General features: G+C 71.8%; 22 protein-coding genes and 1 riboswitch. Of the genes, 9 read left to right on the top strand and 13 right to left on the bottom strand.

Annotated elements, in window-relative coordinates; translation table 11 throughout:
• Position 1: 1 nt before the first annotated feature.
• The gene (locus ACFY1L_RS43965; RefSeq protein ID WP_361272540.1) at positions 2-220 is read right to left on the bottom strand and encodes a DUF3311 domain-containing protein; all 219 of its coding nucleotides are present in this window, start codon (positions 218-220) and stop codon (positions 2-4) included.
• A gap of 165 nt (positions 221-385) precedes the next feature.
• On the opposite strand from ACFY1L_RS43965, the gene ACFY1L_RS43960 reads away from it, so the two are divergent.
• Genes ACFY1L_RS43960 through ACFY1L_RS43940 form a run of 5 tightly spaced genes read left to right on the top strand, consistent with a single transcriptional unit; the run spans position 386 to position 5,374 of the window.
• Complete coding sequence (locus ACFY1L_RS43960; RefSeq protein WP_388838336.1) at positions 386-1,927, top strand: sodium:solute symporter; 1,542 nt, start codon at positions 386-388, stop codon at positions 1,925-1,927.
• Entirely contained in the window at positions 1,924-2,511 is a 588-nt protein-coding gene (locus ACFY1L_RS43955) for an RNA polymerase sigma factor (protein WP_388838333.1), read from the top strand. Before ACFY1L_RS43960 ends, ACFY1L_RS43955 begins: the two co-directional genes overlap by 4 nt.
• Positions 2,508-2,792, top strand: coding sequence for a hypothetical protein (locus ACFY1L_RS43950; protein ID WP_388838330.1), 285 nt, complete (start codon positions 2,508-2,510; stop codon positions 2,790-2,792). Before ACFY1L_RS43955 ends, ACFY1L_RS43950 begins: the two co-directional genes overlap by 4 nt.
• A 33-nt stretch (positions 2,793-2,825) precedes the next feature.
• The gene (locus ACFY1L_RS43945; RefSeq protein WP_388838327.1) at positions 2,826-4,613 is read left to right on the top strand and encodes a glycoside hydrolase family 15 protein; all 1,788 of its coding nucleotides are present in this window, start codon (positions 2,826-2,828) and stop codon (positions 4,611-4,613) included.
• Positions 4,614-4,618: 5 nt separating this feature from the next.
• Positions 4,619-5,374 carry an SDR family oxidoreductase gene (locus tag ACFY1L_RS43940; protein WP_388838324.1) on the top strand — a complete coding sequence of 252 codons (756 nt, stop codon included), beginning with the start codon at positions 4,619-4,621 and terminating at the stop codon, positions 5,372-5,374.
• A gap of 3 nt (positions 5,375-5,377) precedes the next feature.
• On the opposite strand, the gene amaP is transcribed toward ACFY1L_RS43940, so the two are convergent.
• The 5 genes from amaP to ACFY1L_RS43915 are packed head-to-tail and all read right to left on the bottom strand — an operon-like array spanning position 5,378 to position 7,710.
• Positions 5,378-5,956 (bottom strand): alkaline shock response membrane anchor protein AmaP, encoded by a 579-nt coding sequence (gene amaP / locus ACFY1L_RS43935; protein ID WP_388838321.1) that lies wholly within the window; start codon positions 5,954-5,956, stop codon positions 5,378-5,380.
• 5 nt (positions 5,957-5,961) lie between these two features.
• Complete coding sequence (locus ACFY1L_RS43930; protein ID WP_388838319.1) at positions 5,962-6,618, bottom strand: DUF6286 domain-containing protein; 657 nt, start codon at positions 6,616-6,618, stop codon at positions 5,962-5,964.
• Positions 6,615-6,998: an Asp23/Gls24 family envelope stress response protein gene (locus ACFY1L_RS43925; RefSeq protein WP_388838316.1), complete on the bottom strand. Its 384-nt coding sequence runs from the start codon at positions 6,996-6,998 to the stop codon at positions 6,615-6,617. The genes ACFY1L_RS43930 and ACFY1L_RS43925 overlap by 4 nt, the downstream gene beginning before the upstream one ends.
• The gene (locus ACFY1L_RS43920) at positions 6,995-7,180 is read right to left on the bottom strand and encodes a hypothetical protein (RefSeq protein ID WP_388838313.1); all 186 of its coding nucleotides are present in this window, start codon (positions 7,178-7,180) and stop codon (positions 6,995-6,997) included. Before ACFY1L_RS43920 ends, ACFY1L_RS43925 begins: the two co-directional genes overlap by 4 nt.
• A 44-nt stretch (positions 7,181-7,224) precedes the next feature.
• Positions 7,225-7,710 (bottom strand): Asp23/Gls24 family envelope stress response protein, encoded by a 486-nt coding sequence (locus ACFY1L_RS43915; protein WP_388838310.1) that lies wholly within the window; start codon positions 7,708-7,710, stop codon positions 7,225-7,227.
• An 88-nt stretch (positions 7,711-7,798) separates the two neighbouring features.
• Here ACFY1L_RS43915 and ACFY1L_RS43910 point away from each other — a divergent pair, with 88 nt between their 5' ends.
• Positions 7,799-8,512 carry a nucleopolyhedrovirus P10 family protein gene (locus ACFY1L_RS43910; protein ID WP_388838307.1) on the top strand — a complete coding sequence of 238 codons (714 nt, stop codon included), beginning with the start codon at positions 7,799-7,801 and terminating at the stop codon, positions 8,510-8,512.
• Between the two features lie 4 nt (positions 8,513-8,516).
• Here ACFY1L_RS43910 and ACFY1L_RS43905 read toward each other — a convergent pair whose 3' ends face one another.
• The 7 genes from ACFY1L_RS43905 to ACFY1L_RS43875 form a co-directional block, all read right to left on the bottom strand.
• A complete protein-coding gene (locus ACFY1L_RS43905; protein ID WP_388838304.1) occupies positions 8,517-9,320 on the bottom strand; it encodes an enoyl-CoA hydratase/isomerase family protein in 804 nt (267 codons plus the stop codon).
• Positions 9,321-9,448: 128 nt separating this feature from the next.
• Positions 9,449-9,670 carry a helix-turn-helix domain-containing protein gene (locus tag ACFY1L_RS43900; protein ID WP_004002281.1) on the bottom strand — a complete coding sequence of 74 codons (222 nt, stop codon included), beginning with the start codon at positions 9,668-9,670 and terminating at the stop codon, positions 9,449-9,451.
• Positions 9,671-10,005: 335 nt separating this feature from the next.
• Complete coding sequence (locus ACFY1L_RS43895) at positions 10,006-11,604, bottom strand: ABC-F family ATP-binding cassette domain-containing protein (RefSeq protein WP_388838301.1); 1,599 nt, start codon at positions 11,602-11,604, stop codon at positions 10,006-10,008.
• Between the two features lie 92 nt (positions 11,605-11,696).
• Entirely contained in the window at positions 11,697-12,428 is a 732-nt protein-coding gene (locus ACFY1L_RS43890; protein ID WP_388838298.1) for a hypothetical protein, read from the bottom strand.
• 139 nt (positions 12,429-12,567) lie between these two features.
• Positions 12,568-13,818 carry a hypothetical protein gene (locus ACFY1L_RS43885; RefSeq protein WP_388838296.1) on the bottom strand — a complete coding sequence of 417 codons (1,251 nt, stop codon included), beginning with the start codon at positions 13,816-13,818 and terminating at the stop codon, positions 12,568-12,570.
• Positions 13,819-14,161: 343 nt separating this feature from the next.
• Positions 14,162-15,280, bottom strand: a complete 1,119-nt coding sequence (locus ACFY1L_RS43880) for an alpha/beta hydrolase family protein (RefSeq protein ID WP_388838293.1) — start codon at positions 15,278-15,280, stop codon at positions 14,162-14,164.
• Positions 15,281-15,392: 112 nt separating this feature from the next.
• Positions 15,393-16,124: a class II aldolase/adducin family protein gene (locus ACFY1L_RS43875; RefSeq protein ID WP_388838291.1), complete on the bottom strand. Its 732-nt coding sequence runs from the start codon at positions 16,122-16,124 to the stop codon at positions 15,393-15,395.
• A 196-nt stretch (positions 16,125-16,320) separates the two neighbouring features.
• Here ACFY1L_RS43875 and ACFY1L_RS43870 point away from each other — a divergent pair, with 196 nt between their 5' ends.
• The 3 genes from ACFY1L_RS43870 (at position 16,321) to ACFY1L_RS43860 (ending at position 18,733) form a co-directional block, all read left to right on the top strand.
• Positions 16,321-17,070, top strand: a complete 750-nt coding sequence (locus ACFY1L_RS43870; RefSeq protein WP_388838288.1) for a lysozyme — start codon at positions 16,321-16,323, stop codon at positions 17,068-17,070.
• 153 nt (positions 17,071-17,223) lie between these two features.
• A complete protein-coding gene (locus tag ACFY1L_RS43865; protein WP_388838285.1) occupies positions 17,224-18,471 on the top strand; it encodes an anion permease in 1,248 nt (415 codons plus the stop codon).
• Positions 18,472-18,505: 34 nt separating this feature from the next.
• A complete protein-coding gene (locus ACFY1L_RS43860) occupies positions 18,506-18,733 on the top strand; it encodes a hypothetical protein (protein WP_388838282.1) in 228 nt (75 codons plus the stop codon).
• Between the two features lie 135 nt (positions 18,734-18,868).
• A riboswitch (cobalamin riboswitch) is annotated at positions 18,869-19,011 on the top strand.
• The last annotated feature ends 87 nt before the right edge of the window (positions 19,012-19,098 follow it).

The following is a 19,098-nucleotide window of genomic DNA, read 5'->3' as shown; positions in this document are numbered from 1 at the left end:
ATCAGCGGCGGTGATGTCGGTCCGTCAGCGCATAGGCGGCAAGCAGGCAGAGGCCGCACCCCGGCACCCAGGCGAGCTGGTACCAGTAGAAGAACGGCGTCCCCGCCAGCCGCGGCTCCGCGCCGGCGTACCAGGGAACCCACAGCAGGCCTGCCGCGGGTGCGAGGAGCAGTACGGCGATCGCGACGCGCCGTAGCCGGTGATGACCGGTCCGTGCCATGACCTGCAGCTCCTCTCCCGCTCGCTGTCGGTCTGTGCAAGAGTTGCCCACCCCCCGGAACCGGTTGACAGCGAATTTCCGGGAAATTTCCCGCCGGTTCCGTGTCCTCCGTTCCGGCCGCCCGCGCAACTCTCCCGCGAGGGCACACACCAAGGACGGTGACCCATGGCCGATGGCGCCATGACCGCGACGTTTCTCGCCGTGATCGGCGGAGCGTCGCTGCTCGCCGTCACCGCGCGCCGTCTGCACCCGAGCGACCGGCTGCCCTCGCTGGAGGGCTGGGCGCTGGCCGACCGCAGCCTGGGTCCGGTGTGGACCTGGTTCCTGCTGGGCGGCACGATCTTCACCGCGTACACCTTCACCGCCGTACCGGGACTCGCCTACGGCAATGGGGCGCCCGCCTTCTTCGCGGTGCCGTACACGGTGATCGTCTGCCCGATCGCCTTCGTGCTGCTCAGCCGACTGTGGGAGGTGGCCCGCAAGCACGGGTACATCACCGCCGCCGACTTCGTGCGCGGACGGTACGGATCGCCGTCGCTGGCCCTGGTGGTCGCGCTGACCGGGATCCTGGCGACGATGCCGTATCTGGCGCTTCAACTGCTCGGGATACGGGCGGTGTTGACCGCCGGGGGCGTCTACCCGCGGGGTGCGACCGGGGACCTGGTGATGGTGGCGCTGTTCGCCGGACTCGCCGTCGCCACGTACCGGCACGGGCTGCGGGCGCCCACGGTCATCTCGGCGCTCAAGGCGGTCGCCGTCTTCGTGTCGCTGACCGCGGTGACCTGGCTGGTCCTGGAGCGGCTCGGCGGCCCGGGCCCGGTCTTCGACGGCGCCGCACGTCGGCTCGGCGGCCCGGCGCTGCTGCTCTCCCCCGCCCAGCAGCCCGCCTACGCCACCCTCGCCCTCGGCTCCGCGCTCGCCCTGCTGATGTACCCGCATGTGCTGACGGCCGGTTTCGCCGCCGACGGACCGCGCACGCTGCGCAAGGTCTCCGTGGCCCTGCCCGCCTGGACCGGGCTGCTCGCGCTCTTCGGCTTCCTCGGCATCGCGGCGCTCGCTGCCGGGGTGCGGGCACCGAAGGGCGGTGCCGAGGCCGCCGTACCGATGCTGGTGGACCGGCTGATGCCGGGGCCGCTGGCCGGGCTGGTGTTCGGCGCGATCACCGTGGGGGCGCTGGTCCCGGCGGCGGTGATGTCGATAGCGGCCGCCACCAGCTTCGTACGCAATGTGTACGTCGAGTACGTGCATCCGACCGCTACTCCCAAGCGGCAGGTGCGCATCGCCAAGGCCGTGTCGCTCACGGCGAAGGTGGGGGCGGTGGCCTTCGTGTTCGGGCTGCGCGACCAGGACGCGATCAACCTCCAACTGCTCGGCGGGGTCTGGATCCTGCAGATCTTCCCGGCCGTGGCGATCGGCCTGTTCACCGGGCGGCTGCATCCGCGCGCCCTGCTCGCCGGGTGGGGCGCGGGCATGGCGGCCGGGACCTACCTGGTCGTGCGCGAGGGCTTCTCGTCCATCGTGCCGCTGGGTTCCGGACCGCTGGAGATCTACGCCGGCCTCGCCGCCCTGCTGCTCAACCTGACCGTCGCGGTGGCCGGCACCGCCGTACTCGAACGTCTCGGCGTCCCGCGCGGCGCCGACCTGACCGATCTGCCGTCCCGCCTGACCGTCAGGCGGCGCCCGGAGACGGGAGCGAACCGACCGTGAGACGCAGACAACCGACTCCCTCACCGGAGCCCCACGTGGAGCTGCCGGGCGAGCCGCTCGCGCCCGCGCTGCCCGACCCGGCCGACCTGGAGCGCGAGGCCACGCTCGCCCGGCTCTTCGAGCTGCACTACTCCTCGATGCTGCGCCTGGCCGTGCTGCTCGGCGCGGACGACCCGGAGAACGTGGTGGCCGAGGCCTACTACCAGATCTACCGCAAGTGGCGGCGGCTGCGGGACGTCGAGGCGGCGGAGGCGTATCTGCGCTCCACGGTGTGCAATCTGACCCGGATGCGAATACGTCATCTCCAGGTCGCCCGCAAGCACGTGGAGAACCCGCCCGTTCTGCCGGACGAGGCCGTCGCCTCCGCCGAGAGCACGGCGCTGCTGCGCGACGACCAGCGGGTGCTGATCGACGCGTTGCAGCAACTACCGGCCCGGCAGCGCGAGGCGCTCGTGCTGCGACACTGGCTCGGGCTGAAGGAGAGCGAGATCGCCGCCGCGATGGGCATCTCCTCCGGGTCCGTGAAGACCCACACGGCACGCGGCATCGCCGCTCTGACCCAGGCGATGGAGGCCCGGCGATGAACGACATTGGTCCCGGCCGCACCGAGCGGGAGCTGAGCGAGGCCCTCGCCGCGCTCGCCGAGGGAGTGCAGGCCGCCCCCGACGCCTACCGCACGGCACGCGGCGAGTGGCTGCGCCGCGAACGCCGGCGCCGGCTCGTCCTCGCCGTCCTGATCGCCGTGGTCTTCGCCCTGGCCACACTGGTCGGCCTGTGGGTGCTCAACCAGACGCCGTCGCACCAGGGCGTGATCTTCTCGACGACCGCGGTCAGCAATGCGTCACTCCCCCGGCCCCACCCCTGATTGCCCCACCGCCCCGCCGGGAACCCGCCTTCCGTGCACCCCCGCATCGAGGACTACGCGCTCATCGGCGACGAACAGACCGCGGCCCTGGTCGGCCGGGACGGCTCCGTCGACTGGCTGTGCCTGCCCCGCTTCGACTCGGGCGCATGCTTCGCCCGGCTGCTCGGCGACGAGGACAACGGCCACTGGCGCATCGCGCCCAAAGGCGCCGAGGGCCCCTGCACCCGCCGCGCCTACCGCCCCGGCACCCTCGTCCTGGACACCGAGTGGGAGACCGACGAGGGCTCGGTGCGCGTCACCGACCTGATGCCGCAGCGCCACCGCGCCCCCGACGTCGTACGCATCGTGGAGGGCCTCAGCGGCCGCGTGACGGTGCGCAGCACGCTGCGGATCCGCTTCGACTACGGCTCGATCGTCCCCTGGGTGCGCAAGTCCGACGGACACCGGGTGGCCATCGCCGGCCCCGACTCGGTCTGGCTGCGCAGCGAACCCCACGTGCACACCTGGGGCGAGGACTTCGGTACCCACTCGGAGTTCACGGTCGAGGAGGGCGAGCAGGTCGCGTTCGTCCTCACCTGGCACCCCTCGCACGAACCGCGCCCGCCGCTCGTCGACCCGTACAAGGCGCTGCGCCACAGCGTCCGAGACTGGCAGAAGTGGTCGACGCAGTGCCGTTACGACGGCCCGCACCGCGACGTCGTCGTCCGCTCCCTGATCACCCTCAAGGCCCTCACCTACCGGCCGACCGGCGGCATCGTCGCCGCACCCACCACCTCGCTCCCCGAGGAGCCGGGCGGCGTCCGCAACTGGGACTACCGCTACTGCTGGCTGCGCGACTCCACCCTCACCCTGAACGTGGGACTGTCGCTGGGCTACCGGGAGGAGGCCGAGGCCTGGCGCGACTGGCTGCTGCGCGCGGTCGCCGGCGACCCGGCCGACCTGCAGATCATGTACGGCCTGGCGGGCGAGCGGCGGCTGCCCGAGTTCGAACTGCCGTGGCTGTCCGGCTTCGCGGACTCGACGCCCGTACGGATCGGCAACGAGGCCGTCGACCAGCTGCAGCTGGACGTGTACGGCGAGGTCATGGACTCCCTCTCGCTGGCCCGGAGTTCGGGCCTGCCCACCAAGCCGCACATGTGGGCCATCCAGGCCGCCCTGATCGACTGGTTGCGGTCGCAGTGGCGGCAGCCGGACGAGGGACTGTGGGAAGTGCGCGGCGGACGGCGCCACTTCGTGCACTCGAAGGTGATGGTGTGGGTGGCCGCCGACCGTGCCGTGCGCGCGGTGGAGGAGAACCCGAAGCTGAGCGGCGACCTGGACGCCTGGCGCGAACTGCGCGAGGAGGTGCACCGCGAGGTCTGCGAGAAGGGCTACGACCCCGAGCGCAATACGTTCACGCAGTACTACGGCTCCCGCGAACTCGACGCCTCGCTGCTGCTCATCCCGCGCGTCGGCTTCCTGCCGCCGGACGACCCGCGCGTGGTCGGCACCATCGACGCGGTCCGCGAGGAGCTGGGCCACGGCGGCCTCCTGCGGCGCTACAGCACCGACGGGACGGCGGTCGACGGACTCCCCGGCGACGAGGGCACCTTCCTGGTCTGCTCGTTCTGGCTCGCGGACGCACTGCACATGACGGGCCGCAGGAAGGAGGCACGGGAGCTGTTCGAACGGCTGGTGGGGCTCACCAACGACGTGGGTCTGCTCTCCGAGGAGTACGACCCCGTCGCCGGCCGCCAGCTCGGCAACTTCCCGCAGGCCTTCAGCCACGTGGGCCTGGTGAACACCGCCCTCGCCCTGTTCGGGGACGGGAAGGCAGGATAGGGGCCATGGATCTTGGGCTGAAGGACAGGGTGTACGTCGTCACCGGGGCCACCCGCGGGCTCGGCAACGCCACGGCGCGTGAGCTGGTCGCGGACGGGGCGAAGGTCGTGGTGACCGGGCGGGACGAGAAGCGGGTCGCCGACGCGGCGGGTGAGCTGGGGCCGAATGCCGTCGGAGTCGCCGTCGACAATGCCGATCCGGAGGCGCCGGCGCGGCTGATCGCGGCGGCGCGCGAGCGGTTCGGGCGGTTCGACGGGATTCTCGTGAGTGTCGGTGGGCCGGCGCCGGGGTTTCTCGCCGACAACACGGACGAGCAGTGGCAGGCCGCCTTCGACTCGGTGTTCCTCGGTGCGGTACGGCTCGCTCGTGCGGCGGCCGCGGAGTTGGAGGCCGGGGGCGTCATCGGGTTCGTGTTGTCCGGTTCGGTGCACGAGCCGATTCCGGCGCTGACGATTTCCAACGGGCTGCGGCCCGGACTTGCCGGGTTCGCCAAGTCGATTGCCGATGAGTTGGGGCCGCGGGGAATTCGGGTGGTCGGTCTGCTGCCGGCTCGAATCGACACGGATCGTGTGCGCGAGCTGGACGGAATGTCCGCGGATCCGGAAGCCACGCGTGCGGCGAACGAATCCCGCATTCCGTTGCGCCGGTACGGGAACCCGGAGGAGTTCGGGCGTACAGCGGCGTTCTTGCTGTCACCCGCTGCTTCCTATCTGACGGGGATCATGGTTCCCGTCGACGGCGGAATGCGGCACGGCTTCTGAGAGTCAACTGACCCTTTCTGCGCGGTGCTTGACGGCCTTCATGCGGACCTCCGCGGGGAGTGCCGCCAGGCCCGCCGAATTCCTCGCGTGCATCAGGGCCTGCGTCGTCAGGTGGTAGAGGGCCGTTCCCGGGTCCACGTGGGGTTCCAGAAGGAGTTGGACTCGGGTCTCGGGGGCCGTGCGGTTGCCGGTCAGGTGGACGTGGGCGTGGGAGACGCCGTCCAACTCGGCCGCCTCGCCCGCCAGTACACCCTCCAGGGCCCGGCCCCGCAGCAGTGCGCCCTCGCCGTCGCCGGTGTCGACCAGGACCTCGGCCAGGCGGCGTCGGCGCAGCACCGCGGTCAGCCACCACAGGGCGAGCAGGACGACCACGGCGAGGGCCGCGATGACCGTCGGCCACCACCAGCCGTCGTCCTGCCAGCGGGTGCGCTCGGCGTTGCTGAGCAGCACGTCGTGGCGGCCGTCGTGGATCCACCAGGAGGGCGGCCGCACGCCGAGACCGACGGCCAGTACGGAGCCGCCCAGGAGCAGCAGGGCGAGGCCGACGATTCCGATCAGTACGCGGTTGACGGTCCTGAGCATCGCCGTCACCCCTTCCCTGCGGGTCGCCGTACGTGGACCGACAGCGCGGGCGGGCGAGCGAGCCCGAGGCCCCTGATCGCCTCGTCGAGCGTCGCGTTCAGGTCGGCTCGTACGTCGTCCAGTTCGCGGAAGTGGGAGACGGCACGGACATCGGCGTGGGCGCGGCGCATCCGCACCCGTACCGACTGGACACCGGCGACCTCCATCGCGCGGTCGCGCAGCACCAGGGCGGCCGCCTCCCGGTACAGTCCGGCGCGGACGTCGGTCTGGGGGCGCCGCATCGGCAGGACGGCGCGCAGACCGGGCGTCGCCGCCAGCACGATCAGCCACAGGCCCAGGACGGCTGCGACTCCGGCGCCGACCAGGACCCAGGTGTCGTCGAGGGGGCGTTCGGCCAGCTGGCGGGCGAGTTCGCGGCGCCAGCTCATCGCGGGCCGGTGGGCCCGTACGGCTGCGATGTCGTAGAGGAAGAGGCCCGCGACGGCCAGGACGAGGATGGCCACGACGGCCGCGGGGACGCGCCGCGCGGACCAGAAACGGCCCTCGCGGGTGTCCCCGCCCTCCGGCGGGGGCGGTGGTCCGTAAGCAAGGTCGTCGCCGGGTGCCTTCTCGATGACCGGCAGTCGCTGTGTGGTGCCCTCGGAGCCCTGGGGCTCGCTCATCGCGTCCTCCCCTGTGCCGAGCCGTGCGCCGGGGTCAGGTGCAGCCGCTCCACGTGGACGGCGACCTCCGGCACCTCCATGCCCACCAACGCGCGTACCCGCGAAGCGACATGTCGACGCACATCCGCGCACCGGGCGCCGATGTCGGTGGGGTAGCCGAGGTCGAGGTGGATGCCGATCCGGGCGGTGCCGTGGTGGACGACGACGGATGCACGTGGGGGCGTGGCCGCCGCGGGCAGCTTGCCGAGCGCCTCGCGCGCCGCCCGCGCGGCGATCTTCGAGACGACCCGGTCGGCGATCCGGGTCGCGCCGCGCTCGCCGGGTGCGACGACCTCCAGGGGTCTGCGGAGCTCATCGACCCCGTTGCTCACGGGTGTCACCGCCGCCGGTCTTCACGGGAACGGAAGAAGTCGCCGAGGTCCAGATCCCCCTCGAGGAATCGGCCGACGACGAAACCGATGGCGCCAAGGGCAGCCACCAGCAGGAAGGCACCGAACCCGCCGAAATACCCGGCGAAACCCAACGCCATGCCGGCGATCATGCCGACCACGGCCATGTTCATCGTGCGCTCCTCACCTGTGCGCTAGTGGTTCCGTCGTCGGCGACTCACTGGATCCGGGGCTGCTCCGACTCCTCGTCCTCTTCCTCCGGCACCTTCACGTCGCTCACCGCGATGTTGACCTCGACCACTTCGAGGCCGGTCATCCGTTCCACCGCCGCGATGACGTTCTCCCGCACGGCCCGGGCCACGTCGGCGATCGCCACGCCGTAGTCGACGACGATCTCCAGGTCGAGCGCGGTCTGCACCTCGCCGACCTCTGCCTTCACCCCACGCGTCACCGATTTCTGCTGGCCGGGGACCCGTTCCCGCACGGCACCGAAGGTCCGCGAGATGCCGCTGCCCATGGCATACACGCCGAGGACGTCCCGCGCGGCCAGCCCGGCGATCTTCTCCACGACTCCGTCGGCGATGGTCGTTCGCCCGCGGCCGGCCGGGTCTCCCCCGCCTCGCCTGGTCGCCTTACGGGTCTGCACCGGCTCGTTCTCGCCCTCGAGGGTCCCCGTCCGGTTCTGTTCCGTCATGTCGGTCATGACCGCACGTCCCTTCGAATCGTCGCCCCTCCGACCACCGTAAGCGCGGTGACGGGATCGTGCGCCGTGGATGCGGCAGGCTGGAGGAATGACGACGGCGGACCGGTGGTCTCAGACAGTTCGGCATCAGCTCGGGCTCGGCAGAATCCTGCCTCTGGGCGGCGCGCGTGACGGCGCATGGCTCGCCGAGAGGGCGGCCGAGACAGTGCTCCGCCGTGCGGCGGGCGGCCTGCGCGGGGTACGGCTCACCGAGGTCCGTATCGCGCTCGCCGACCCGGAGGACACGCACGAGCCGGCCGTACCGCCCCCGCCGAGCGCCCTCCCGCCCGGACCGCTGCGCGTGACGGCTCAGTTCGCGGCGACGGCGGCCGAGCCGCTGCCGGCCACGGCCGCCCTGCTGCGTACGACGCTGGCGGCCGCGGCGACGGAGCTGCTCGGCCTGGCGGTGACGGAGGTGGACCTGCGGGTCACGGCCCTGCTGGACGAGGAACCGGAACCAGAGGACGTGGGGCAGCCCGCGCCCCCGCGCGCCGAGCAGCCCGACGACGTTGACGAGGTGCGCGTGGCGTCCGCCGCGCTGACGGTCCCGGGAGTCGCCCACCTCACGCGCAGCCTCGGCCGCCCGGTGCACATCGAGGAGCGCCGCCAGGAGGGCAGCCTCCCGCACCGCCACGCACGCGTGGAACTCGCGATCGACGCGGACCACCGGGCCGTGGACGTGGCCCTGGAGGTCCGCGCGGCGGTGTCGGAGGCGCTGCCGGATCACCCGACGGTGGCGGTGCTGGTGACCGCGGTCGGTTGAACGGTTACTCGCCGAGGCCGGCCAGGTCCCGCAGGCGCCGGGCCTGCGCAGCCCTCTCCGCGGCGCGCTGGTCGTCGTAGGAACGGCCCTGCGCACCGCGCAGCAGCGCCTTGGTCTCGATCACCGCGTCCCGCGGCGCCGCCAGGAGCGCCGACGCCAGGTCCTGCACCGCGCCGTCCAGCTGGTCGGCCGGTACCGCGAGGTTGGCGAGGCCCGTGCTGACGGCCTCCTCGGCCAGGACGAAGCGCCCGGTCGCGCAGATCTCCAGCGCGCGGGCGTAGCCGACAAGCCCGACGAGCGGATGCGTGCCCGTCAGGTCCGGTACCAGCCCGAGGCTGGTCTCGCGCATGGCGAACTGCACGTCGTCGGCGACGACGCGCAGGTCACAGGCGAGGGCGAGCTGGAAGCCCGCGCCGATGGCATGCCCCTGCACGGCGGCGATGGACACGAGGTCGCTGCGCCGCCACCAGGTGAAGCCGGCCTGGAACTCGGCGATGCTCGCGTCGAGTTCGCCGTCGCTGCTGCGCGCAAGCTCGACGAACGTCGGCTCGCCCTCGATTCCCTCGGGCGTGAACATGCGCCGGTCGAGGCCGGCCGAGAAGGACTGACCCTCGGCACGCAGCACGACGACACGGACGGACCCCGGCAGGACCCGCCCGGCCTCGGCGAGCGCACGCCACATCGCGGGGCTCTGCGCGTTGCGCTTGGCCGGGTTGGTCAGCGTCACCGTGGCGATCGCGTCGTCGACGGTGAGCCGTACGCCGTCCTTGTCGAGTACCGGACCGAGGTCCTGGGCAGGCGAAGCCATGGGGTGCCTCCGATGAGTGCGGTCAACAGAGCAAGCTGAAGCGCAAAGCTAAGTGACTGCACAGTAACCACCCGGCCGATCTGTCGACCGACCGGGTGGCCACCATCGAAGCCGATGGGCCGCCCGGGTCAGGACGAGGCGGCCTTCTTGCCCCGTGTCGCACCGCCACGCCCACGGAGCGTGACGCCCGACTCGCTGAGCATCCGGTGCACGAAGCCATACGAGCGGCCGGTTTCTTCGGCCAGTGCCCGAATGCTCGCACCGGAGTCGTACTTCTTCTTCAGGTCTGCCGCGAGCTTGTCGCGCGCGGCGCCGGTAACCCGGCTGCCCTTCTTCAGAGTCTCGGCCACCCGTGCCTCCTCATGGGAAGTGCGCTCTGGTCCCCTCATGATCACCCCTCCGGGGCTTCATGGCCACCCATTCGGCAAGGTCCGTGAGACAGGGTTTTGACGACAGGAGCGCATCCCCACAAGCGGAATCTGAAATTCCTCCCAGCGGCGTTCGTACCGCCGAACGAGGGAATTCACGAAGTGCCAGGTCAGAGACGTATGACGGCCGAGCCCTTGTCGATAAAGGGCTCGGCCGTGAAATCGATGTAGGACACACCTCGGTACGAGGAGATCTCACACAGATGATGGATCACCGGTGGGCCGAATGATCCATACGCCGTTGATCACGCATTCGATCAAGCGAGGGCGACGAGGTCCGCGTAGTCCGCGCCCCACAGGTCCTCGACGCCGTCCGGCAGCAGAATGATCCGCTCCGGCTGCAGCGCCTCGACGGCGCCCTCGTCGTGGGTGACGAGGACGACGGCGCCCTTGTAGGTGCGCAGCGCGCCGAGGATCTCCTCGCGGCTGGCGGGGTCGAGGTTGTTGGTCGGCTCGTCGAGGAGCAGGACGTTCGCCGAGGAGACGACCAGGGTGGCCAGGGCGAGGCGGGTCTTCTCGCCGCCGGAGAGGACACCGGCCGGCTTGTCGACGTCGTCGCCGGAGAACAGGAACGAGCCGAGCACCTTGCGGACCTCGACGAGGTCCATGTCGGGGGCCGCGGAGCGCATGTTCTCCAGGACGGTGCGGTCCGGGTCCAGGGTCTCGTGCTCCTGGGCGTAGTAGCCGAGCTTGAGGCCGTGGCCCGGGACGACGGCGCCGGTGTCCGGCTGTTCGGCGCCCGCGAGGAGCCTCAACAGGGTTGTCTTTCCCGCACCGTTGAGGCCGAGGATGACGACCCGCGAGCCCTTGTCGATGGCCAGGTCGACATCGGTGAAGATCTCCAGGGAGCCGTACGACTTCGACAGGCCCTCCGCCGTCAGCGGGGTCTTGCCGCAGGGCGCGGGCTCGGGGAAGCGGAGCTTGGCGACCTTGTCGGAGACCCGGACCGCGTCGAGTCCGGCGAGCAGCCGGTCGGCCCGCTTGGCCATGTTCTGCGCGGCGACGGTCTTGGTGGCCTTCGCGCGCATCTTGTCGGCCTGCGAGTGCAGTGCGGCGGCCTTCTTCTCGGCGTTCTGCCGCTCGCGCTTGCGGCGCTTCTCGTCGGCCTCGCGCTGCTGCTGGTAGAGCTTCCAGCCCATGTTGTAGATGTCGATCTGGGCGCGGTTGGCGTCCAGGTAGAACACCTTGTTGACGACCGTCTCGACCAGGTCGACGTCGTGGGAGATCACGATGAAGCCACCGCGGTAGGTCTTGAGGTAGTCCCGCAGCCAGATGATCGAGTCCGCGTCGAGGTGGTTCGTGGGCTCGTCGAGGAGCAGGGTGTCCGCGTCCGAGAACAGAATGCGGGCCAGCTCGATACGGCGGCGCTGACCGCCGGAGAGCGTGTGCAGCGGCTGGCCGAGCACCCGGTCGGGCAGGTTGAGCGCGGCGGCGATGGTGGCGGCCTCGGCCTCGGCGGCGTACCCGCCCTTGGTGAGGAACTCGGTCTCCTGGCGCTCGTACTGCTTGAGGGCCTTCTCCTGGGTGGCGCCCTTGCCGTTGGCGATGCGCTGTTCGTTCTCGCGCATCTTGCGGAGCAGGACGTCCAGGCCACGCGCGGACAGGACGCGGTCGCGGGCGAGGACGTCGAGGTCGCCGGTGCGGGGGTCCTGCGGGAGGTAGCCGACCTCACCGGAGCGGGTGATCTGACCGGCCGCGGGGATGCCCTCGCCCGCGAGGCACTTGGTGAGGGTGGTCTTGCCTGCGCCGTTGCGGCCGACCAGGCCGATGCGGTCGCCCTTGGCGACACGGAAGTTGGCGGACTCGATGAGGACGCGGGCACCGGCGCGCAGCTCGATACCGGAGGCGGAGATCACGGACAGACTCCAGGGCGGACAGAGGTTGACGGGTGGGCGGCTGAGGACGTTCCCGCCGTCTAATGCGCGAGGAGAATGGCCATGGGCCAAGTCTAACGGGGCTGTGCAACCACTTTTTCTGTGTTCGCGTGTTCGGGCCGCCCGCCGGAGGCCTCGTTGCGGCGAGGCCTGTGGTGCGGGGAGATCCGTCCCCGGTCGTCCACCGCGATGAGCTGGGCGGTCCAGGTTCCGGTCCGGCAGGGCTGGGCGACGAGCAGCACTCCGGCGTGACGTACGGCACGTGCGGGCGCGAAGGCGCAGCCCTGGTGCGCGGGCAGCACCCAGCGCAGGTCGCCGTCGGCGATCCGGTAGCCGGTGATGCGGGGCGGGGTGACGACGGCGAGCATGCCCCGGCCGAGGGGACGCAGGACGCCGGTGCCGCCCTGCGCGGGGAGCCAGTCGGCGGCCGCGGGGAGGGCGCGGTGCCAGCGGACGGAGACGCCGTCGGTGTCGGTGACCACTCCGTCGTCCCAGAGCGCGATGGCCTCCCCGCGCGCGGGGAGCACGGCGAGCGGACGGCGGCCCTCGCGGGCGTAGCTCCAGTCGTACGCCTCCACGCTCGCCCGGTGGGTCCGCAGTCCCGTCGCGGTGCCGTGCTCCCCGCGCGCGTGCACGGTGAGACGGTCCCCGTAGGGCGCGGGGCGGACTTGGTGGGCGGCGGCCAGGACGGGTGCCGCCAGGAGGAGGGCGAGGGCGGCGGGCAGGAGCCGGCGGAAGGCCGAGGGCCCGCTGTTCCTCGGGGTGGCGGGGTTCGGCTCCGTCACCTCGACCGGCAGAACGACCACCTTGCCCCCTTCAGCACCCTTTGCCGCGGATCCGGCGCAGAGCGTAGCCAGGCACGGGAGCCGCCGCCGGGCAAGCGGTCGTGACACGGCGGGCGAGCGGGGGCGCGTCCCCCGTTCGGCCCTTCGTCCCGCCTCCCGGTCAGCTGCCTCCGGTGTGCACCTGGAAGGCGGCGCGGCGGACCGCCTTGGCGAGGGCGGGGTCGGGGTGGGCGGCCGCGAGGGCGACCAGGACCTGGACGGTGCGGGGGTGGCCGACGGCGCGCACCTCGTCGAGGAGCATCGGGACCGTGGGCTGCACCGCGGACTCCAGGTGCCGTACGAGCATCGGGGCCTCGCCGTGGTCGGCGACGGCGGCCGCGGTGTCGACCCACAGCCAGGTGGCCTCCTGGCGGGTGAGGACCTCGTGGGCGTCCTCGGGGTCGATACCGTCGTGCTCGGCCAGCCACAGCAGGGCGTACGGCCGCAGGGTCGGCTCGTCGGCCACGGAGCGGACGTCGGGCTCGGCGGGGGCGCCGACCACACGCAGCGCCTCGAAGGCGAGGCCGCGCAGCAGGGCGTCGTCGCCGCGGGCGGCGTCGATGAGCTCGGTGACGGCGCTGCCGACGGGGCGGGCGGCGAGCCAGGCGCGGTACTCGGCGCGGGCGGCGTTGGGGCGCAGCTGGGCGCAGCCGCGCAGCATGTCCTCGGCGGCCTGCTCGATGTTCCCGGCGGGGCTCTGCGCGGCGACGCAGATCTGCTCCAGCTTGACCCAGACCGCCCAGTTGCCGAGCGGTGTGAGCGTGGCCTGTCCGCCGCCGTAGGTGAGGGCGCCGACGGAGGCGAGGGCGTACAGGGCCCAGTCGAGGAGCGGGGCGAGCGGGGCGTCCAGGGCCTCCGGCTGCTGGACGGGCTCGGGCTGCGGGCCGTAGGGGATCTCGCAGCGTTCCGTGCGCAGTTCGGTGACCCGTTGCTCGAGGAGGTCGAGGAGCTGCTCCACGGGGACGGGCCCGGCGGACAGTTGGAGGAAGGAGAGCACCTGGGGCATGGCCGAGACGACCTCGGCGACGGCGGCGGGCTCGTGCTCCGCGGGCTCGGCGTGGGCGAGCGACCAGGCGTCGAAGAGGGCGACCCAGCCGCGCAGTACGGCGCTGTCGTCGCGGTTCCAGGCGCGCAGCCGCCAGCCGGGGCGGGCGCTGTCGCCGTGTACCTCGACCAGGCCGGCGAGGCGGGCGGTGTCCCAGTCGGCGCGTACCTGAACCACGGTCAGGCCGAGGTCCCCGGAGGCCCGTTCGGCGGTCGCGTCGGCGAGGGTGGCCTTGCCGTCGGCGGTCGCGCCGTCGCTGCCCGGGCCGAGCGCGGCGTCGGCCCAGCGGGCGACGCGGGCCGCGGGGGCCAGTTGCAAGCGAGCCATTCTGGCCAGCTCCGCGGGTGCCGGTGTGCCCTCCGGTGGGCGGGGTGCGGCGCGGCGCGGGCGCCGCTGGTTCACAGCTGAGGGGGCGGCGGCCAGGGGTCGCGGGCGGACGAGTCGAAGCCTGGAGTCGCGCGGGATACGGGACGTCACGGGTGCAGTCTTCCGGTTGACGGTCCGAAAACCCAAACGGAATGTCACGGGGGGCGACGGGACTGGCCAACGGACGGGGTCCGGCGGGCGGCTCGGGGCCGAGAACAGGCCAGTGGTACGGCCTTAAACGGAATCGCGTCGGTTGTTCAGTTCCGCTGCGCCCCGAGCGTGCGGGACGGTCACCCGGGAGGGGTCACATGAGCGGGGTGAGGAAGCGGCGCAGGGCCTCCTCGTAGGCCTTCGGGTCGGCGTTCCACATCGCCGAGTGCGGGGCGTTCGGGACGGTGTGGAGGGCGATCAGGTTGGGGTGGGCGTTCACGAGCCGGCGGGAGTGCTCCCAGGGGGCCAGGGTGTCGTCCGGGCCGTGGAAGATCAGCGTCGGCACGGTCGGCAGCACGTTCTCGGCGGTGCGGTCGCCCTCCAGGCCCGTGCGTCCCTGCGCGGCCCGCACCGCGAGCGGCAGCAGGGCGGCGGGCGTGCGGCGGGCCGAGGCGAGGGCGCGCAGCGTCGTCGTCCAGTCGAGGACCGGGGAGTCCAGGACCAGGCCGGAGATGCGCTCGCGCATGCCGGAGTGCGCGGCGGCGCGCAGCGCCATGGTGGCGCCGGTGGACCAGCCGTGCAGGACGACGTGCTCGGCGCCGTAGCGCACGGCGTAGCGGATCGCGGCGTCCAGGTCGCGCCACTCGGTCTCGCCCAGGTGGTTCAGGCCGTCCGGGGGGCGGGGGGCGCCGAGGTCGCCGCGGTAGGCGAGGTCGAGCACCGGGAAGCGCTGGCGGTGCAGGAACTCCATGACGTTCATGGGGTGTTCCCGGGTGGCTCCCAGGCCGTGCACGGTGATCACCCAGGTGTCCCGCGCGCCGGGCACGAACCAGGCGGGCAGGGCGCCGAGTTCGCCGGGGACGTCGATGTCGGCGTGGTCGAGGCCGAGAGCGGCGCTCGGGTTGCCGATGTGCACGTTCGGGGTGAGCCACACCTTGTCGCCGGGTTCCAGGCTGCCGTGCGTGACGCGCTCCAGGCGGCGTACGACGCTGTCGGCGGAGTGCGTGGCCGTGTCGAGGACGGGGCCGACCACCGCGTGGCTGCCGTCGCCGGCGAGGCCGTAGGTGCCGGGGCGCAGGGCCGCGAGGTCTCGGGTGAGGGCGATCTGGCCGGCGGCCGTGGCGTGCACGGTGAGCCGGGGCTCGGTGGGCAGCGGCCTGCCCGGGGGCGCCTTGAGCGCGGCGTCGCTCGCCAGCCGGCCGGCGGCCACGGAGGCTGCGCCGGCGGCCAGGGCTACGGTGACGGCGGCGGCCGTTGCTTTGACTGTGCGCACCCGTCCAGTGTCCTGGCGGACCCGGTCACCGGCCAGCCGGAGGAAGGAGCGGGGTGATGCGGGGCGTCGACGAGGGTGTGTCGTAGTCACCGGGTCCGGGTACCCCGCGAGCTCACTTCCGCTGCCCGTAGGCGCGCAGCTTCTCCCCCGCCTCGTCCACCTGCGCCCGGGACAGCAACGTGGGCGACAACCCCGGCACCGAAGACGCCGTCAGCCACAGCCGGCACATCCACTCCAGCTGGGCGGTGCGGTCGTAGGCCTGGTCGAGGGTGGTGCCGTAGGCCATCGTTCCGTGGTTCTGGAGGAGGCAGGCGGTGCGGTCGGCGAGGGCCTGGAGCATGTTCTCGGCCAACTCATCGGTGCCGTATGCCGCATAGGGGGCAACTCGGACGGGGCCGCCGAGGGCGCCGGCCATGTAGTGGATCGCCGGGAGCTCGGGGACCAGCGTCGAGACGGCGGTCGCGTGCACGGCGTGGGTGTGGACGACGGCGCGGGCGTCGGTGGTGCGGTAGACGGCGAGGTGCATGGGGAGTTCGCTCGTCGGGACGAGCGTGCCGAGCACCTGACGGCCGTCGAGGTCGACGCCGGTGACGTCGTCCGGCGTGAGCCGGTCGTAGGGCAGGCCCGAGGGCGTGACCAGCACGGTGTCGCCGACGCGGACCGAGACATTGCCGGAGGTGCCGACGACGAGGCCGTCGGCGACCGTGCGGCGGGCGGTGGCGACGAGGGCCTGCCAGGCGCGTGCCTCCTCGGCGCCCACACCCCTCCCCCGCCCCTCGGGCACATCCCGTGCACCCTCCCGCGCATCCCGTTCGTCCCGCTGGTCGCGTCGCTGCTCAGCCATGCCGCGATCCTGCCAGGCGCACCGTCAACCCGCCGCGGGGCCGGGGCACTTTAGGGCGGAAGACCGGCCTCCGAAAGACCACATATAGGAACATATCCCTTTCTTCTCGTGCTTGGCCTGAGATCGCCCAGCATTCAACGATCTTCCAGTAATCTCCCGTTGATTTGTCGTGCACGTCGCCATTCCGGGGGGAAATATGGCCCGTGATCGCAAACCGTCCCGCCGCCGCAACCGCGTCCTCGCGGTCTCCGTGGCGGCGCTCGTCGCCGGGGGGACCGCGCTCGCCGAGCTGCCGGCCTCGGCCGCGAGCCTGCCGAAGGGACATGACGTCTCCTCGCACCAGAAGAACGTCAACTGGTCGAGCGCGAAGGCGAAGGGCGCCAAGTTCGTCTACGTCAAGGCGACCGAGTCCACCAACTACCGCAATCCGTACTTCGGCCAGCAGTACAACGGCGCCCGCAACGCCGGCATCATCCGCGGCGCGTACCACTTCGCGCTGCCGAACAAGTCCTCGGGCCGGACCCAGGCGGCCTACTTCGTGCGCAACGGCGGCGCGTGGAGTGCGGACGGCTGGACTCTGCCGCCCGCGCTCGACATCGAATACAACCCGTACGACGCCAAGCACAGGTGCTACGGCCTGAGCAAGGCCGGCATGGTCAACTGGATCAAGTCGTTCAGCAACGAGGTGAAGCGGCTCACCGGCCGCCGCCCGGTGATCTACACGACCACCCACTGGTGGAACACGTGCACCGGCAGCAGCCGCGCCTTCGCCTCCAACCACGCACTGTGGCTCGCCCGCCACAACTCGGCGGACGCGGGATCGCTGCCGGCCGGCTGGTCGTTCTGGAGCTTCTGGCAGTACGACAACAGCGGCAGCCTGCCGGGTGATCAAAATCTCTTCAACGGGTCCCAGGCCCAGCTGAAGAAGTTCGCCCGGGGCTACTAGCCAAGGGGCAACGAGGGACCCGGGGGGCCGCCGAACCGGGCGGAGCGGCGACCCCCCGTTCCAGACACTCCACAGCCGCCCTCAGTTCATCTTCCGTTCACTCAGGTTTCCTACGGTCAACCGACCGATGACTACGAACGATTGCCTGGGTAAATGGAAAACTTCTCGCTGATCCTCGCGATTGTGGTGATCACCGCACTCGCGTTTGATTTCACGAACGGTTTCCACGACACCGCCAACGCGATGGCCACCACCATCTCGACCGGTGCACTCAAGCCCAAGGTCGCGGTGGCCATGTCCGCCGCGCTGAACCTTGTGGGCGCCTTCCTCTCCGTGGAGGTCGCCAACACGATCTCCAAGGGTCTCGTCGACGAGAACGGCATACGTCCCGAGGTCATATTCGCGGCCCTGGTCGGCGCGATCCTCTGGAACCTGCTGACCTGGCTCGTCGGACTCCCGTCCAGCTCCTCGCACGCCCTGATGGGCGGTCTGATCGGTGCCACCATCGCCTCGGCCGGCATGGGCGCGGTCCACGGCGACGTGCTCGTCACCAAGGTGCTCATCCCGGCGCTCGCCGCCCCGATCGTGGCGGGCCTCGCCGCGATGCTGGCGACCCGGCTGTCGTACACCCTGGGCAAGAAGGCCGACGGCAAGGCCGCCGAGAAGGGCTACCGCGCCGGCCAGATCGCCTCGGCCGGCCTGGTCTCCCTCGCGCACGGCACGAACGACGCGCAGAAGACGATGGGCATCATCACCCTCGCCCTGGTCGCCGGCGGCGTCGTCGCCCCCGACTCCGACCCGCCCACCTGGGTCATCCTCTCCGCCGGTCTCGCCATCGCGCTCGGCACCTGGCTCGGCGGCTGGCGCATCATCCGCACCATGGGCAAGGGCCTGACCGACCTCCAGCCGCAGCAGGGCTTCGCCGCCCAGACCAGCGCGGCCACGGTCATCCTGGCCTCCTCCCACCTCGGCTTCTCCCTCTCCACCACCCACTCGGTCTCCGGTTCGGTGATGGGCGCGGGCCTCGGCCGCAAGGGCGGCGTGGTCCGCTGGTCCACGGCGACCCGGATGCTGGTCGCCTGGGTCCTGACGCTGCCGGCCGCCGCCCTGGTCGGTGCGCTCGCCGAGTCCGTGACCGACCTCGGCGACTGGGGCACCGGCGTGGTCGCCGTCTTCCTGATCGGCTCCAGCGCGGCCATCTGGAAGATCTCCCGCCGTGAGGTCGTCGACGCCTCGAACGTCAACGAGACCGAGGAGCCGGCCGGCGTGGTGACCACGGCGATCGCCGCCGTGACCCAGCCGCCCACGGGCGTGACCGAGGACCTGACGGCCACGATCCCCGCCCCGGCCGCTCCGGCCACCGCCCCCGACCCGGCCGCCCCGCCCGCGGCGACGGTCTGAGCCCGCCCACCCGGTACGAAGGAAGAGAAGCAGCATGAAGATCGACTGGGCAGCCCTGGGCTCCGTCTTCGGCGTCAGCCTCGCGGTCACCGTGGGCCTCGTCGCCCTGTTCACCCTGGGCGTCATGGGCCTGTCCCGCCGCGAACGGGCCGTGGCACAGGGCGACTCGGCGACCCTCGCGGTCACCGGCGCGTACGTGTGCTTCGCGGGGTGCGCGGCGGCGGTGGCGTACGGAATCAACCTGATCATGGCCAAGGGCTGAGCCTGCGGCCGTAGTTGCTCCACGTGTGGTGCCGGGACGGTGATCCGTCCCGGCACCACGCGTTTCCGTGACCACTGCGACCCTCGCATGTGGGCCTCAGCACACTCTCCCGTCGCAGGTCAACGGCAAGTTGACTGCCGTTCGGGGGCATGGTGGACTGCCGAGGCCAGCTACGGCGGCAAGAGAGGAAGCCGGTGCAAGTCCGGCGCGGTCCCGCCACTGTCACCGGGGTAGGAAGTCCCGGGAGCCAGGAACTCTCACCGCCGGTCTCGTCGAACCAGGGCGCGGACACCCTGAGTGAGGACATATCGCCATGCGCGGCTGCCTGTTGAGGTTCAACGCCCGAGCTCTGACCGACCCCACGG

The organism is Streptomyces sp. NPDC001663, assembly GCF_042893105.1.
Classification (GTDB): Bacteria; Actinomycetota; Actinomycetes; order Streptomycetales; family Streptomycetaceae; genus Streptomyces.
Note: the sequence above shows the minus strand (reverse complement) of the source record. Positions and strands in the feature narration are given on the sequence as shown.

What these genes read in the sequence shown, in the direction of transcription:
- ACFY1L_RS43965 (WP_361272540.1), bottom strand. Translation starts at nt 220, where the DNA reads ATGGCACGGACCGGTCATCACCGGCTACGGCGCGTCGCGATCGCCGTA.
- ACFY1L_RS43960 (WP_388838336.1), top strand. Translation starts at nt 386, where the DNA reads ATGGCCGATGGCGCCATGACCGCGACGTTTCTCGCCGTGATCGGCGGA.
- ACFY1L_RS43950 (WP_388838330.1), top strand. Translation starts at nt 2,508, where the DNA reads ATGAACGACATTGGTCCCGGCCGCACCGAGCGGGAGCTGAGCGAGGCC.
- ACFY1L_RS43940 (WP_388838324.1), top strand. Translation starts at nt 4,619, where the DNA reads ATGGATCTTGGGCTGAAGGACAGGGTGTACGTCGTCACCGGGGCCACC.
- amaP (WP_388838321.1), bottom strand. Translation starts at nt 5,956, where the DNA reads ATGCTCAGGACCGTCAACCGCGTACTGATCGGAATCGTCGGCCTCGCC.
- ACFY1L_RS43930 (WP_388838319.1), bottom strand. Translation starts at nt 6,618, where the DNA reads ATGAGCGAGCCCCAGGGCTCCGAGGGCACCACACAGCGACTGCCGGTC.
- ACFY1L_RS43920 (WP_388838313.1), bottom strand. Translation starts at nt 7,180, where the DNA reads ATGAACATGGCCGTGGTCGGCATGATCGCCGGCATGGCGTTGGGTTTC.
- ACFY1L_RS43915 (WP_388838310.1), bottom strand. Translation starts at nt 7,710, where the DNA reads ATGACCGACATGACGGAACAGAACCGGACGGGGACCCTCGAGGGCGAG.
- ACFY1L_RS43910 (WP_388838307.1), top strand. Translation starts at nt 7,799, where the DNA reads ATGACGACGGCGGACCGGTGGTCTCAGACAGTTCGGCATCAGCTCGGG.
- ACFY1L_RS43905 (WP_388838304.1), bottom strand. Translation starts at nt 9,320, where the DNA reads ATGGCTTCGCCTGCCCAGGACCTCGGTCCGGTACTCGACAAGGACGGC.
- ACFY1L_RS43885 (WP_388838296.1), bottom strand. Translation starts at nt 13,818, where the DNA reads ATGGCTCGCTTGCAACTGGCCCCCGCGGCCCGCGTCGCCCGCTGGGCC.
- ACFY1L_RS43875 (WP_388838291.1), bottom strand. Translation starts at nt 16,124, where the DNA reads ATGGCTGAGCAGCGACGCGACCAGCGGGACGAACGGGATGCGCGGGAG.
- ACFY1L_RS43870 (WP_388838288.1), top strand. Translation starts at nt 16,321, where the DNA reads ATGGCCCGTGATCGCAAACCGTCCCGCCGCCGCAACCGCGTCCTCGCG.
- ACFY1L_RS43865 (WP_388838285.1), top strand. Translation starts at nt 17,224, where the DNA reads ATGGAAAACTTCTCGCTGATCCTCGCGATTGTGGTGATCACCGCACTC.
- ACFY1L_RS43860 (WP_388838282.1), top strand. Translation starts at nt 18,506, where the DNA reads ATGAAGATCGACTGGGCAGCCCTGGGCTCCGTCTTCGGCGTCAGCCTC.